General features: G+C 34.7%; 11 protein-coding genes. All 11 read right to left on the bottom strand.

Going from position 1 to position 15,553, the window contains the following annotated elements:
* Positions 1-299 precede the first annotated feature (299 nt).
* The 11 genes from J2S15_RS10660 to J2S15_RS10610 all read right to left on the bottom strand — a co-directional run bounded on the left by J2S15_RS10660 (position 300) and on the right by J2S15_RS10610 (position 15,521).
* Entirely contained in the window at positions 300-1,145 is an 846-nt protein-coding gene (locus J2S15_RS10660; RefSeq protein ID WP_307408110.1) for a PRD domain-containing protein, read from the bottom strand.
* Positions 1,146-1,188: 43 nt separating this feature from the next.
* On the bottom strand, positions 1,189-2,823 hold the full coding sequence (locus J2S15_RS10655) for a PTS transporter subunit EIIC (RefSeq protein WP_307408108.1): 1,635 nt from the start codon (positions 2,821-2,823) through the stop codon (positions 1,189-1,191).
* Positions 2,824-3,023: 200 nt separating this feature from the next.
* The gene (locus tag J2S15_RS10650; RefSeq protein WP_307408106.1) at positions 3,024-4,457 is read right to left on the bottom strand and encodes a glycoside hydrolase family 1 protein; all 1,434 of its coding nucleotides are present in this window, start codon (positions 4,455-4,457) and stop codon (positions 3,024-3,026) included.
* 13 nt (positions 4,458-4,470) lie between these two features.
* Positions 4,471-5,904, bottom strand: a complete 1,434-nt coding sequence (locus J2S15_RS10645; RefSeq protein WP_307408104.1) for a glycoside hydrolase family 1 protein — start codon at positions 5,902-5,904, stop codon at positions 4,471-4,473.
* Positions 5,897-7,321, bottom strand: a complete 1,425-nt coding sequence (locus J2S15_RS10640) for a 6-phospho-beta-glucosidase (RefSeq protein WP_307408102.1) — start codon at positions 7,319-7,321, stop codon at positions 5,897-5,899. The genes J2S15_RS10645 and J2S15_RS10640 overlap by 8 nt, the downstream gene beginning before the upstream one ends.
* Positions 7,322-7,417: 96 nt before the next feature.
* A complete protein-coding gene (locus tag J2S15_RS10635; RefSeq protein WP_307408101.1) occupies positions 7,418-8,842 on the bottom strand; it encodes a 6-phospho-beta-glucosidase in 1,425 nt (474 codons plus the stop codon).
* A 33-nt stretch (positions 8,843-8,875) separates the two neighbouring features.
* A complete protein-coding gene (locus J2S15_RS10630; RefSeq protein ID WP_307408099.1) occupies positions 8,876-10,336 on the bottom strand; it encodes a family 1 glycosylhydrolase in 1,461 nt (486 codons plus the stop codon).
* Between the two features lie 67 nt (positions 10,337-10,403).
* Positions 10,404-12,290, bottom strand: coding sequence for a beta-glucoside-specific PTS transporter subunit IIABC (locus tag J2S15_RS10625; protein ID WP_307408097.1), 1,887 nt, complete (start codon positions 12,288-12,290; stop codon positions 10,404-10,406).
* A 123-nt stretch (positions 12,291-12,413) separates the two neighbouring features.
* Positions 12,414-13,259 (bottom strand): Cof-type HAD-IIB family hydrolase, encoded by an 846-nt coding sequence (locus J2S15_RS10620; protein WP_307408095.1) that lies wholly within the window; start codon positions 13,257-13,259, stop codon positions 12,414-12,416.
* A complete protein-coding gene (gene licT, locus J2S15_RS10615) occupies positions 13,259-14,101 on the bottom strand; it encodes a BglG family transcription antiterminator LicT (RefSeq protein ID WP_307408093.1) in 843 nt (280 codons plus the stop codon). Before licT ends, J2S15_RS10620 begins: the two co-directional genes overlap by 1 nt.
* Positions 14,102-14,759: 658 nt before the next feature.
* On the bottom strand, positions 14,760-15,521 hold the full coding sequence (locus J2S15_RS10610) for an MBL fold metallo-hydrolase (protein WP_307408091.1): 762 nt from the start codon (positions 15,519-15,521) through the stop codon (positions 14,760-14,762).
* Positions 15,522-15,553: the final 32 nt, after the last annotated feature.

Raw genomic sequence — 15,553 nt, 5'->3', positions numbered from 1 at the left:
CTTCAATTATGATTTATCCCTTATCACAGTAATCACCAAACACTACTTCCTTTCCGCTTCCCTTTTATCGACCTCCCGATCTTCCAGCTAACAATTGTTATTGTTTGCCATCACTCTACACCCAACAAAACAAAAAAGCATAAACTGCACAAATAAAAATGTCTAAAAAACATATTCATCTGCAAGTTTATGCTTGTAATAACATGATAGTCTACAATTACACACTATGCATTATTCTTTTGTCGGACTCATAATAACATTGTAAGCGATTCCTGTCAACATCCAAGCACGAAATTTTATCACGCATCAATTAATGCATGTCGTACCTTCTCGATATGTAAAGCAAGATATCCCTTTTCTTCACTGGATAATTCTACTCTTAAGAGTGAAGAAATATAAGCACATACTTTTTCTGATATCGCAAAGGATTCAGGAAACTCTTTTTCTGTATAGTCACTAATACTAATCATCACTTCTTCATCTCGTTCCAGTCGAACCAATAAAAACTTTATATGATTCAACAAGCGAATATATGATACAGAATCATCATCAATCGTAATATCAAATGCCTCCTCTACCATCGATACTGTCTGGTGAACAATCTGAGCAAACTGCATTGATTGTACTGGTTTTTCTTGAGTTACACCACAATGAACATGCAGTGAAATATAACCTATTTCATCATCACTGATTGTAAAACCAATTTTTTCTTCAATGATTCTGCGAGCATTTTCAGCAACCTTATATTCTTCTTTAAATAACAGTTTTATATCATCAGTTAAAGGGTTGGTAATGTTGGTATTCCCCTTAATTCTTTCAATTGAGAAAGCAATATGATCTGCTAGAGGAATTAGAATATTTGTATCAAAATTTTGAAATACTTTTTCTGCTTCCGCTATAATTTCACTGGTTATTTCAAGAAAAATAGGATCTGAATCCTTGACAATATCATGTAGTGATTCATCATCATTTTCCAAACCATAACACTTTACATTTTTATCCAACCCACTAATTTCCTGGTCAGGTTTTAAGCCAAAACCAATTCCTTTTCCAAGCAAAATCACTTCTTTTCCCTGATCTGTTTTTGCCAGAATTCCATTATGGTTCAAAGACTTAACTACCCAATATTTTTGTGAATTTATCAATATCTTTTCCTCCCATAGTACTTCTATTATAACTTATATTTCCTTATGAATCTATCTGTGACATCTTCTCCAGATAGTCTTCTAGATTTGACTTAATTATTAACACCTGTGGACCATAAGTAATCTGAATTCCTTTTCCACGCTTAAAGATTCTTGCTGAACCTGTCTGCTTAATTTTTTCCTCATCCACAAGCTCTACATCAGCCAGTGTGGCTCTTAATCTGGATGTACAACAATCTACATCCAAAATGTTTTTTGCCCCACCTAGACCTTCTGCGATATCACTGGATAAATCATCCACTCCGAGAATTGTTTCTCTCTCGGTTTTCTTCTTTTCATCTTTTTGTTCAAGATAATCTTTTTTTGTATACAGTTTTACTTCATCGTCTTCTCTTCCTGGTGTTTTTAGATTAAACTTCTTAATCAGGAATGTAAAGATAAAATAGTATAAGAAGAAATAAATAATCCCAACAATTGGTATCCATAACCAATTCGTTTTCGCATTTCCCTGTAAAATTCCAAATAAGAATAGGTCAATAACTCCTCCAGAGAAGGTTAATCCAACAGCTACATTTAAAATATGAGCAATCATATAAGCAGAACCTGCCAGTACCACATGAACTACAAACAATATTGGAGCAGCGAATAAGAATGAAAACTCAATTGGTTCTGTAATTCCTGTCAACATGGATGTAACTGCTGCCGAAAGCAATAATCCACCAACCCGTTTCTTTTTCTTTGGATCAGCACATCGATACATTGCAAGTGCAGCACCAGGTAAACCGAAAATCATAAAGATGAATTCTCCTGAAAAGAAGCGTGTAGCATCTGAACTAAATTGTACCACATCTGGTGATGCCAGTTGCGCAAAGAAGATATTTTGTCCACCTTGAATCAGTTCTCCACCAATCATCATACTTCCACCAAGACCAGTTTGCCAAAATGGAAGATAGAACACATGATGCAGACCAAATGGTAATAACATCCGTTTGATTAATCCAAACAATAAGGTTCCTAGATATCCACTCTTTTGAATAATATCACTGAATGTATAAATCCAACTTTGTATGTTGGGCCATAAGAAGTATAGTAAAACACCTACAAATAAATAAACAATCGAACATATAATTGGCACGAAATGAGTTCCACTGAAGAACGATAATACTTCAGGCAACTGTATTTTATAAAAATGATTATGTAGGAATGCAACTCCTAAACCAACGATAATTCCACCAAACACACCTAACTCCAATGATAGTATTCCACATACGGATGAAATAGTTCCATCCGTTACAAAATCAGCAACTTGACCATCTACAATCTGACCATTGATTTCAAGCAGTATTGATATTGACTGGTGCATAATAAAAAAAGCAATTACTGCGGCTAATGCCGCTACTGCCTTCTCTTTTTTTGACATCCCAATTGCCACACCTACTGCGAAAATAATTGGTAAATTACTGAAAACAATATTCCCAGCTTTTTGAAAGATGGTAAAAAGAATATTTAAAAAGGTTCCATCACCTAAAATACCTTGCAGATTGTATGCTTCAATCATTGCCGTATTCGTCAATGATTCACCAATACCTAAAAATAACCCTGCTACTGGTAGTATAGCAATAGGCAACATAAAACTTCTTCCAATTCGCTGTAATCCGCTAAAAAAACGATCAAACATAGAATCCCCCTCATCATAAACTTTTATCCTATTTAGTGCTATTACATAAAATACAATAAAAACTTACCACGTTACTATTATAAAGGCTATGCCCGAAATGACCAAGTGTTTTTATTGATAAATTACCCTAACATAACTTTCTTATAAACACCAAAACAAAAAACAGGTTTCCCTGTTTCTTGTATTTGATATAGAAATGATTATAGTTTTTCTCCATTAGAAGCAATAACTTCTTTATACCAATCAAATGATTTTTTCTTTCTTCTAGCAAAATCTCCACTTCCATCATCATATTTTTCAACATATATGAATCCATAACGTTTTGCCATCTCACCTGTTGAAGCACTTACTAAGTCAATACATCCCCAAGGGGTAAATGCACGTAAGTCCACACCATCTTGGATTGCTTCTTTCATTGCTTCAATATGTTTACGTAAGTAATCAATACGGTAATCATCATTGATTGAACCATCTTCTTCAATTTTATCAATTGCACCTAATCCATTTTCAACAACCATTAATGGAACACGGTATCTGTCATATAGATCAATTAACGCATAACGTAATCCTTGAGGGTCAATTTGCCATCCCCACTCACTCGCTTCCAAGTAAGGGTTTGGTGTTCCACCTAACAAGTTTCCTTCTCCTTGTTTAGCAGGATCAGCTGATGTACAACTTGACATATAGTATGAGAATGAAATAAAGTCTACTGTTCCATTCTTAATAGTTTCTAAATCACCATCAGCAATATCAATTTTCACATTGTTGTCATCCCAAACGCGTTGTGCGAATGTAGGATATTGTCCCTTAACTTGTACATCTGTACAGTAGTAGTTAAAATTTTGATTTTGTTTTTGTGCAGCAATTGCATCCTCTGGCTTACAAGTCAGTGGATACGTTGTTGCATAAATAATCATGTTTCCAACTTGGTAGTTAGAATCTAATTCATGAGCTAATTGAACCGCTTTAGCACTCGCCACAAATTGGTGGTGCAATCCCTGAAATCTTTTTTGAGGATCATCTTCTTGGTTCATAAAATCTTTTGTTCCTTCATTAAGAATACCTAATGAAAGGAAACCACCAAGTTTACCCATCGCTCCATTGATTTCATTAAATGTTAGCCAATATTTTACTTTACCTTTGTAACGCTTGAAAATAGCAGTACAGTAGTTCATAAAGAAATCAATTAGTTTGCGGTTTGCCCATCCACCATATTCTTTGGTTAAGTTATATGGTAATTCATAGTGAGAGATTGTGATCAATGGTTCAATGTTGTGTTTCAAACATTCATCAATCATACTGTCATAGAATTTCAGACCTTCTTCATTTGGTTCACAGTCATCTCCATTAGGGAAAATACGTGACCATGCAATTGAGAAACGGTAAACATTAAATCCCATTTCCGCAAACATTGCGATATCTTCTTTATAGTGATGGTACATATCAACCGCTTCATGAGATGGATAGAATGTACCTTCTTCTAATTCTGGAGTAATTCTTTTTGCTTGAGTTCTAGATCCACCAGTACAGATATCAGAAATTGATAACCCCTTACCACCTTCTCTATAACCACCTTCACATTGGTTCGCAGCTGTCGCTCCTCCCCATAAAAATCCTTTTGGAAATGTATTCATTTACGTTCTCCTTCTATAGTTTTTCACCATTTGAGGCAATAACTTCTTTATACCAGTCAAATGATTTTTTCTTTCTTCTAGCAAAGTCTCCGCTTCCATCATCGTATTTTTCAACATAGATAAATCCATAACGTTTTGCCATTTCTCCAGTAGATGCACTTACTAAGTCAATACAACCCCAAGGCGTATAACCAATAAGGTCTACTCCATCTTTTAGTGCTTCACCCATTTGTTCAATGTGTTCACGAAGATAATCAATACGGTAGTCATCATTGATACTTCCATCATCTTCAATCTTGTCATAAGCACCCAATCCATTTTCTACAACCATCAACGGAATACGGTAACGATCATAAATTTCATTTAATGTATAACGTAATCCTTTTGGATCAATTTGCCATCCCCAGTCACTTGCTTTTAAGTACGGGTTAGCAGCTCCGCCTGTAAGATTACCAGCAGTTAATTTTTCTGGATCTGCAGTCTGACATGTAGACATATAGTAACTAAATGTATAATAATCCACACATCCATCTTTTAAGATCTCATCATCTCCAGCTTCCTTCTTAATCGTGATATTATTCTCTTCAAAATAACGATTCATATAACTTGGATATTCTCCACGCACCTGAACATCACCACAGAAGTGATTCATAACACGATTTCTTTCTTGTGTTAATAAAACATCATCAGGATTACAAGTTAATGGATAACTTGTGGAGTATGCAATCATACATCCAATTTGGTAGTTAGGGTCAATTTCATGTCCCATTTTTACTACTTTTGCACTTGCTACAAATTGGTGGTGTAATCCTTGGAAACGAAGTTGTGGTACATCTACCTGATTCATAAAGTCTTTCGTACCATCATTCAAAATTCCTAATGAAAGAAAATTACCTAGTGGCATTGTTCCACAGTTAATTTCATTAAATGTTAGCCAGTATTTTACTTTTCCTTTGAAACGATTGAACAGTACCTCACAGTATTTTACATATAAATCAATCAATAGACGTGATGTCCAACCATTGTATTTTCTAGTTAACTCATATGGCAATTCATAATGAGAAATCGTAACAAGTGGTTCAATATTGTATTTCAAACATTCATCAATTAAATTTTCATAGAACTTTAAACCTTCTTCATTTGGTTCACTTTCTTCACCAGTTGGAAAGATTCTAGTCCAGTTAATTGAAAAACGATATGTTTTGAATCCCATCTCTGCAAACAATCCAATATCTTCTTTATAACGATGATAGTGATCAATTGCTTCATGCGATGGATAGAATGTTCCTTCTTCCAGAACTGGTGTAATACGTTTACTTGTTGTATGATTTCCACCTGTACAAATATCAGGATCAGAAAGGCCTTTTCCACCTTCTAAATATCCACCTTCACATTGGTTTGCAGCAGTTGCTCCTCCCCATAAAAATCCTTTCGGAAAATTACCCATTGTAAGTAACTCCTTCAGCTTCTAATTCAGCGATTTTATCTTTGAATTGAGGTAAGTGTTTTTTATGTGCTACTAACATTTCATCTAATAATGTTTTTGCGATTTTTCCACTTGGTACAAGTGGGTTAATTGTAAATGCTTGTAATGCTTTTCCATAGTTACCAGTATATGCAGCTTCAATTGTAGTAAGCTCCATATCTTTCATTAGTTCCAACAATCCTCTTGTTGATGGTTCAAATCTTCCCCAAGAAATTGGTTGAGGACCACTTGAACGGATAACTGCATTTACTTCTACTACACAGTCACTTGGTAAATCAGGAACTGCACCATTGTTTTTTGTTGATACTACCATTTCTACTCTTGAGTCATTGTGAATTGCTGAAATAAGTTCACATGCTGCATCTGAGTAGTAAGTACCACCACGTTGTCCTAATTCTTCTGGTTTGTAGTCCAAGTTAGGATCTTTGTATAGTTCAAACAAACGAGCTTCTGTACGTTTTACTTCTTCTGCTCTTGTTTTACCTTCTTTGTATGACTCAATTTCTTCTTGAAGCATATCATCTGTAATGTAGTAATATCTGTGGTACATACATGGAATGATATGTAAATCTTTTACTTGATCTTTTAGGAATGAAATCATTGGAATGTTCTTAACTCCCGAATCACTCATTGCTTCATCTTTTTCTCCTTTTCCTAAACCTGACATTACATTACCCATTGCCACACTCATACCATCTTCAGTAGCGTAAATATTGTCTAATAAGTATTGTGTTTGTTCATTTCCTTCACGGTCCCATACACGGTGCCAGTGGAAGTGGTTCAATCCTGCAAACTTAAATGTTAATTGGTCTTCAGTAGTGTTTAATCCACCAGCTGCAATCTTACGACATACAATAGGCACATTACATAAACCAACTACTTTGTTCCAGTTTCCATAACGCATAACTGCTTCTGTAACCATTCCTGATGGATTGGTAAAGTTTACTAACCATGCATCCGGACATAATTCTTTCATATCTTCTACGATTCCTAAGATAACTGGAATTGTACGGAATGCTTTAAACATCCCTCCTGCACCATTTGTTTCTTGACCAAGAATACCATGGCTTAATGGAATTCTTTCATCTTTGATACGTGCATCTAATAAACCAACTCTGAATTGAGTAGATACAAAGTCGGCATCTTTTAATGCTTCTCTGCGATCAAGTGTTAAATGAACTTCCCAGTCCAAACCTGCAGCTTTCACCATACGTTGTGCCATCGCACCTACGATTTCTAATTTTTCTTTTCCTTCTTCAATATCGACTAACCAAATTTCTTTAATTGGCAGTACATCTTTACGTTTAATAAATCCTTCAATTAATTCTGGAGTGTAACTACTTCCTCCACCAATCGTTGCAATTTTTAATTTTTTCATGTTGCATCTCCTTTTATTTCGCTATACTACTATCATAAACTGTATAGGAACTATACAGTCAAGTCTTTTTTCCATTAAAAAAGGAAAAACTAGAAATTAATCTAGTTCTTCCCCATTTGTTGCTATAACTTTTTTATACCAGTCAAAACTTTTCTTTTTGCTACGTTTTAATGTTCCATTTCCTTCATCATCTCTGTCGACATAAATGAATCCATAACGCTTACTCATTTCACCAGTACTTGCACTGACTAAGTCAATACATCCCCACATTGTATATCCTAATAATTCAACACCATCTAGTTCAACAGCATCACCCATTGCCTTCACGTGTTCTCTTAGGTAATCAATTCTGTAATCATCTTCTACATATCCATCTGCATCAGGAGTATCCTTAGCACCTAAACCATTTTCTACGATAAATAATGGTTTTTGGTAACGATCATATAGATTGTTTAAGGTAATTCTAAGTCCTAATGGATCAATTTGCCATCCCCATTCACTTGCTTGTAAGTGAGGATTTTTAACTGATGCAAATACATTTCCTGCAGTTTCCATTTTTGGATCTGCACTTGCACATCTTGATGAATAGTATGAGAATGAAATAAAGTCTACTGTATATTTTTTCAGTACTTCTTTATCTCCATCTTCAAAAGGAATCTTGATTCCTTTTCTTTCTAAGTCAAGTAATGCATACGCAGGATATGCTCCTCTTGATTGTACATCAATGAAGAAATAGTTATCTCTATTTGCTTCTGCTGCTTTCCATACATCTTTAGGATTACAAGAGTATGGATACGTTTCTCCAGCAGCCAGCATACATCCAACCATATTGTTTGGATCTACTTCATGTGCAATCTTAGTAGCTAATGCACTTGCAACCAACTCATGGTGAGCTGCTGTATACATTGCTTGTTCTTTATTTTCACCTTCTTCAAAGTATAATCCTGCACCCATAAATGGTAAGTGAAGAATCATATTGATTTCGTTAAACGTTAACCAGTATTTTACTAATCCTTTGTATCTTCTGAAAATTACATTACATAAGTTTTCGTACAAACTAATTAGTTTTCTGTTCTTCCATCCACCGTATTTTTCAATCAAATACATTGGGCAGTCAAAGTGTGTAATTGTAACTAATGGTTCGATCCCATGTTTATGACACTCTTTAAATAAATCTTCATAGAACTTTAATCCTTCTTCATTTGGCTCTGCTTCATCACCATTTGGAAAAATACGAGTCCAAGCAATTGATAAACGATATGTTTTAAAACCCATTTCACCAAACAAAGCAATATCTTCTTTGTAGTGATGATACATATCAATACCTGTTTGTGCTGGATAATAATGTTCATTATCAAAATCAAACATTTTTTTATCTCCAAGCATTACTGCAAATCTATCTTTTCCATGAGGAATCACATCTACATTTGCTAGACCTCTTCCTCCTTCATTATAACCACCTTCACATTGGTTCGCAGCTGTTGCTCCTCCCCATAAAAAACCTTCTGGAAATCTACTCATAATTAACTCCTTCCTTATCTGTACTTTACGTCGTTAGTCTAAATTTTCACCATTTGATTCAATAACCTGTTTATACCAATTGAATGATTTCTTCTCTCTTCTAGAGAAATCACCAGTTCCATCATCATATCTTTCAACATAAATGAAACCATAACGTTTCTTCATTTCTCCAGTTCCTGCAGAAACTAAGTCAATACATCCCCAAGGTGTATATCCCATTAAATCTACTCCATCCAAATCAACAGCATCTTTCATCGCTGCCACATGTTTCTTGAAGTAATCAATACGGTAATCATCAATAATTGAACCATCTGCTTCAATCTTATCTTCTGCACCAAATCCATTTTCTACTACAAATAATGGAACATTGTAGCGATCGTATAACTTACATAAAGAAATACGTAATCCTAAAGGATCCACTGCCCAACCCCAAGCTGATTCTTCCAAGTATGGATTCTTAACAGCTGGCTGTTGGTTTCCACCAATCAGTTTTACATTCTCTGGATTTGCACTTGATACTGTTGACATATAATAACTGAATCCAATATAGTCAACGGTTCCAGCAGCGATGATTTCATCATCACCTTCTTCTTTTTTGATTACAACTCCTGTTCTCTCAAAAGCTTTTAGTTTTTGTGCTGGATAGTATCCTTTTACCTGAACATCCATATAGAATTCCTGTTCACGGTTAAATGAAACAGATTCCATTACATCTTCAGGACGACATGACATTGGATAACTTGGAATATAAGCAACCATCATTCCAATTTGGAAATCAGGATTGATTTTGTGACCCAATTGTACCGTCTTAGCACTTGCTACAAACAAGTGGTGAGCAGCCTGATACTTGTGTTGATCATCTGCTGTATGAACACCGATTGTAGTCCAGTTTCTCAAGAAGTTAATTTCATTGAATGTCATCCAATACTTTACTTTATCTTTGTAACGAGTAAAAATTGTTTCCGCAAAAAATAAGAAATAATCAATTAGTTTTCGATCAGACCAACCATCATAATTATCCGCTAAATACATTGGTGTGTCAAAGTGATTCATTGTAACCACTGGTTCAATTCCATATTTCAACAGTTCATCAAACACATTATCATAGAACTGCAATCCTTCTTCATTTAGTTCATCTGTTCCCTTTGGACAAATTCTTGCCCACGAAATTGATAAACGAAAACACTTAAATCCCATCTTCGCAAATAATGCGATATCTTCTTTATAATGATGATAAAAATCAGTAGCTTCATGACTAGGATAGAACAACTCAGGATCGATGTATCCTGTAGCTCCTTCTGGTAATGAACCTCTGCTCCAACCTGTTTCTAACTTTCCCTCTTTTGTCTTGTACGTAATCATTCTTGGCTTCTCGTGACTTCCACCTGCAATTGCATCTAATGTTGAAAGTCCTTTACCACCAGATAAATAACCACCTTCGTATTGGTTCGCAGCTGTTGCTCCTCCCCATAAAAAATCTTTTTTAAAACCCATGTTAACCTCTCTTTCCTTTGAAAAAAAACGAAAACATTAGAAACCTCTAATGCTTTCGATTCGTCTCTTATACTAATCCAATTATAATTTCGTCTCCACGTTTGATTTCAGTTTCTTGTGTTTCCACTAAGTCTAAATAATCTTTTGTGTTAACTACTACAACTGGAGTTATCAAACTAAAGCCAGCTTCTTTAATTGCATCCATATCGAATGTAACAATTGTTTGTCCTTGTTTAACTTTATCACCTTGTGCAACATGTGCTTCGAAGTGTTTTCCTTCTAATTGCACTGTATCCATTCCAATATGAATTAATAATTCCATACCATCATCTGATACAAATCCTATTGCATGTTTTGTAGGGAATAATGTTGTAACTGTTCCATCAAATGGTGCAACTACTTTTCCTTCACTAGGTTCAATTGCAATACCTTTACCTAAAGCTCCTTGTGCAAATGCATCATCGTTTACTGAAGATAATGGCATTACTGTTCCTTTGATAGGACTAGCTACTGATTGTTTTTTTTTAACTAATGGCTCTTCATCGATTACTACTGTTGATTCTTGGTATTCATCTTTCCAGAAGAAGAATGTCAATAAGAATCCGATTAATGTTGAAACTGCAACAGCAATGATTGCTACCCACATTCCAGCTGCATCTCCATCAGGAGTAATATAGTTAACTACACCGAAGATTCCAAGTCCACCAGAAGTATATGCAATTGCACTTCCTCCGGCCATGATAGCTCCACCAATCATCGCTCCTACCATTGAGAATGCGAAAGGTTTTTTAGCTGGTAATGACATACCGTAAATTGCTGGTTCTGTAACTCCAAATACTCCTGAAATAATTGCACCAGGACCAACTTGCTTGTATACAGGGTTTTTCGCTTTTAACCACATTGCAGTAATTGCACCAGTTTGTGCGAAACTTGCTCCGAATGTACCAATAAGAATTGAACTGTATCCTAAAGTTGAAATTGAAATAATGTGAAGAGGTACGACACTCCAGTGTAATCCAAAGATTACAAGTACTTGCCATACTAATCCAAGAACCCCACCATAAATTAGTGGTGAGAAATCCATTAACCATTCAAATCCTTGCATTAAGTATTCCATCAATAATCCCATTACTGGTCCAATTACTAAGAATCCTACGAACATTGAAATGATTAATACAAAGAAAGGTACAAAGAATGTTTGAATAATTTCAGGAACAATCTTCACTGCCAATTTTTGTACTTGTGCTGCAAACATTACAATAAATAATGCTGGCATCGCTCCACTTGTATAGTTTTGTGCTACCCAAGGGATACCTAGAAGTTTCACATAAGAATCTAATCCAAATAAGCTAAATGGTGCTACACCTTCAGCTGCTGCTGATAATGTATCCGCTTGAATCGCTGGCATACATAATGATGCCCCAATAGCTAAACCGATCATTGGTTTTAAACCAAATTTTTTCGCAGCATTATATCCTACGAAAAGTGGTAAATACGTAAATACTGAGTTCCCAACTGCGTTTAAGAAGATATAAATACCTGTTGTATTGTCATAAATCCCTAAGAATGTACATAGAGCATTTACCCCTTGCATCATCCCACAGGCACATAATACACCTAGGAATGGTTGGAATGTTCCACTAAGAACATCAATTACACGGTCGAAGAAACTTCCTCCTCCACCATCATTTGATGATTCAGTAGATAATCCTGTATATGCTAATACATCATCGTATACATGTGATACGTGGTTTCCAATAACTACTTGGTATTGTCCACCTGATTGCATTACAGTAACTACACCTTCCATGTTTTTTAATTTTTCTGTGTTCGCAATACTTTCGTCTTTTAATTTAAAACGAAGTCTTGTAATACAGTGTGTTAAACTGTTGATGTTTTCTTTTCCACCAACTTCTGCGACGATATCCTTCGCCAATTGTTCATATTTTCCCATTTTAATTACCTCCATCTTTCTGTACTAAATAGTTTTATATGAAATCTGAAGGTTTGGCCAACTTAATGTCACCATCCAATTTATTTTTGTAAAGCGTTTGAAATTATTGTAATCCTCCTCTCACTAAATCAAACCATATTTTTGAAACGCTTTATAAATACCATCTTCATCATGCCTTGCAGTAATATCATCCGCAACATCTTTCAATTGCTGTTCTGCATTGCCCATTGCAATACCTGTATTGCAATATGTAAACATCTCCAAATCATTTAAACCATCTCCAATAGCGAGCGTATGTTCACGTCCGATATTCAGATAGTTTAATAAAGCTTCAATTGCATTTGCCTTATTTACTCCAGCAACTGCAAGTTCCCCGCTGTTATCACCAAATATTGGTACTGTACAGTGAATGACTTCAAACTCATCTTTAAATTCATCTTTGATTTCTTCAAATGGAATCTTGTCATTTCCCAAGAAACAAATCTTGTTAACTTCCTCAGGATATTTGACTGCATTTCCATCTTTCAGTGTTGATATAAATGGATGTGGTTTCGCTTTGTAAGCTTTATCCATTTCTTCTTCACTTAAATCACCATACATTAAGCGCTTTAGGATTGGCACGCAGTCCAACGCTCCATATAACCCACCATTACTTTCTAAATAATAAGAAATATTATGGTTATGGAAGAAACTAACTGCATGTTGTAATTGATTTTCAGTTACCTGTTTATGAAACACCATTTTTCCTTCGTGTTCACAAAATCCTCCACCGGCACCAATAATCCCATCAAAACCAATTTCTAATATATGAGAGAAAATCTCTGGCTTTGATCTTCCTGTACATAAATATAATTTATGCCCATTTTTTCTTGCTTCTACACAAGCATCCATTGCACTTTGTGGAACCGTTGTTGCATCATCCAGACACAACGTTCCATCTACATCTAAAAACACTACTTTTTTACTCATTACTTATCACTCTTATAGATTACCCTTTCTATATGGATCGTAAGGTATAACTGTTCTTCATTCGATAATACATAATCATACTTCTCAGCAATAAACTTAGTGATTTTAAGGACACATTCATATGCATTCTTGTATTTCACTTTAATCACTTCCAGAAGATCATCTTCTTGACCACCTGTATATGTATTCTTATGAATTAATCGTTGGGCAAAAAATTTCAAATGAGTAATAAAACGATAGAAATATACCGAATCCTCATCAAACTCCACATTGAAATAATACTTGACGATATTTGAGACTTCCTGCATAACCTGCGTTATTTCATAAACATCTTCAATATCTTCTTCCATCTGTGCATTTACCACATGAAGAGCTATAAACCCTGCTTCATCTGCAGGTAATCGAACACCAAACTTATCCTCGATCATATCCAATGCACGTTTTCCAACTTCATACTCATCAGGATAAAATCTCTTTGTATCCCATAATAACGCATTTTTGACTGCAATACCATCCTGAAATCGAATAATTGCAGTATACATATGATCAACGATTGAAATATATATCGAATCATTTAGTTTTCTACCTAAATGGGTTTTAGCAAAGGTCACGATTTCTTCACCCAGTTCAACATACTCCAAAGGAATGTCTACAATCAATTCCTGAAATCGATTGTTCATATCAGGGTTTGCCATAAAAAACTCTTTATCTATCATAGCTGGATCTACGCTATCTCCAACTTTTTTCTTAAAAGCTAAACCACACCCCATTACAATTTTATCTAATCCTTTTTCATCGTGAATTACAACCACATTATTATTCAAGATTTTTTCTATTTTCATTACATGATCCTCTTTCTAAATAATAAAAACCTATCCACTAAAAAACATGAAAAACACATTTTATTAGTAAACAGGTTTAGCTTGTAAAACAATCACTATCCAACTTACGTACAAATAATATCACAGTAAAAAAGCGAATGCAAGCGTTTCCAAAAGAAAAATGTTATTTTTATGTGACGAGTGTCACTTAATTGATAACATTGATTAACTTATGCATTTTTCACAACACCCTGTAACTGCAGATCAATTCGACACTATTGATATACTCATGAGTCAAATCAGTATATCATCAAATATAATGTTCGGATATTTTTCAGCCTCTTTATAATGAAGTGAATACAATTTATTCGATCACTCGCGAGTACACAGTTACGTAAAAGTGAGTTCAGGAAATAAATTTATTTATGGGAACTGTTGGCAGCTGCTGCATATCCAAAGCAAGTTATATCGATAGTATCCAAAGATGTTCTATCCAATTTTGTTATTCGCCTGTCTAATCCCTTTCCCTCCAACAATACATTGCCTTGCCATCCATGCATCAGATCCACAGTTACAGTAAAGAATAAATGAAATAGTTAATATAATATTTTCTTTCTATTTATATTATATAAATAACATGAAATGCCAATTTTGTCAATAGAACACAAGAATTTGTACCTTACATATGAAATCCAAAATTATTAAATGTATAAACTCCTGAGCCTTGATACAACTTATTTTCTGCTTCTAATTTTTGAAACTCTTTTATTACTTCTTCAATAAACTGTGAATCCAATCCTATCTCATAATGCGCTGGATAAATCTTCTTAACTGGAAAATCTCTTAACTTCTTTACTGATGCATAAAAGTCTATTGGATTCGTTGATGGATAAAACATATCCAGATAACCCTTATATAATAGATCGCCACTAAACAAATATCCACTTGCCTTTTCAAATAGACAAATATGACCTGGGGAATGACCAGGAGTATGAATAATAACTAATTCTCGATTATCAAATACAATTACTTCTCCATCTTCTAACAGTTTCGAAGCACCTCCCTGGTATGGTTTATAATCTTCTATTTTAAAAGATTCAGGAAACTCACAATCTTCTTTCATCATATCTTTCTGTACTTGTTGCTGTGGTAATGGAAACTTACTTAACCACTCTGCATCATCTTTATGTACTGCTATATTCTTAAAATGCTGATGCCCTCCTATATGATCCCAGTGCACATGTGTTGTCACTACCAAAACAGGAAGCGATGTAAGTGAATCCACTACTTCTCTGATATTAACTACACCTAATCCAGTATCAATCAGTATTGCTTTTGTCTTACCAACCAGCAGATAACTATGCACCTGTTCCCAATGCTTGTATTCACTAATTGCATATGTGTAATCATCAATTGTTTCTACTGTAAACCATTTATTCATGCTTCATTCCTCCAAATTTTAAAAAAGAGAAA

The organism is Breznakia pachnodae, from assembly GCF_030814225.1.
GTDB classification, from domain to species: domain Bacteria; phylum Bacillota_I; class Bacilli_A; order Erysipelotrichales; family Erysipelotrichaceae; genus Breznakia; species Breznakia pachnodae.
This window is presented reverse-complemented; position numbering and strand designations above follow the sequence as displayed.

What these genes read in the sequence shown, in the direction of transcription:
- J2S15_RS10655 (WP_307408108.1), bottom strand. Translation starts at nt 2,823, where the DNA reads ATGTTTGATCGTTTTTTTAGCGGATTACAGCGAATTGGAAGAAGTTTT.
- J2S15_RS10650 (WP_307408106.1), bottom strand. Translation starts at nt 4,457, where the DNA reads ATGAATACATTTCCAAAAGGATTTTTATGGGGAGGAGCGACAGCTGCG.
- J2S15_RS10645 (WP_307408104.1), bottom strand. Translation starts at nt 5,904, where the DNA reads ATGGGTAATTTTCCGAAAGGATTTTTATGGGGAGGAGCAACTGCTGCA.
- J2S15_RS10640 (WP_307408102.1), bottom strand. Translation starts at nt 7,321, where the DNA reads ATGAAAAAATTAAAAATTGCAACGATTGGTGGAGGAAGTAGTTACACT.
- J2S15_RS10635 (WP_307408101.1), bottom strand. Translation starts at nt 8,842, where the DNA reads ATGAGTAGATTTCCAGAAGGTTTTTTATGGGGAGGAGCAACAGCTGCG.
- J2S15_RS10630 (WP_307408099.1), bottom strand. Translation starts at nt 10,336, where the DNA reads ATGGGTTTTAAAAAAGATTTTTTATGGGGAGGAGCAACAGCTGCGAAC.
- J2S15_RS10625 (WP_307408097.1), bottom strand. Translation starts at nt 12,290, where the DNA reads ATGGGAAAATATGAACAATTGGCGAAGGATATCGTCGCAGAAGTTGGT.
- J2S15_RS10620 (WP_307408095.1), bottom strand. Translation starts at nt 13,259, where the DNA reads ATGAGTAAAAAAGTAGTGTTTTTAGATGTAGATGGAACGTTGTGTCTG.
- licT (WP_307408093.1), bottom strand. Translation starts at nt 14,101, where the DNA reads ATGAAAATAGAAAAAATCTTGAATAATAATGTGGTTGTAATTCACGAT.
- J2S15_RS10610 (WP_307408091.1), bottom strand. Translation starts at nt 15,521, where the DNA reads ATGAATAAATGGTTTACAGTAGAAACAATTGATGATTACACATATGCA.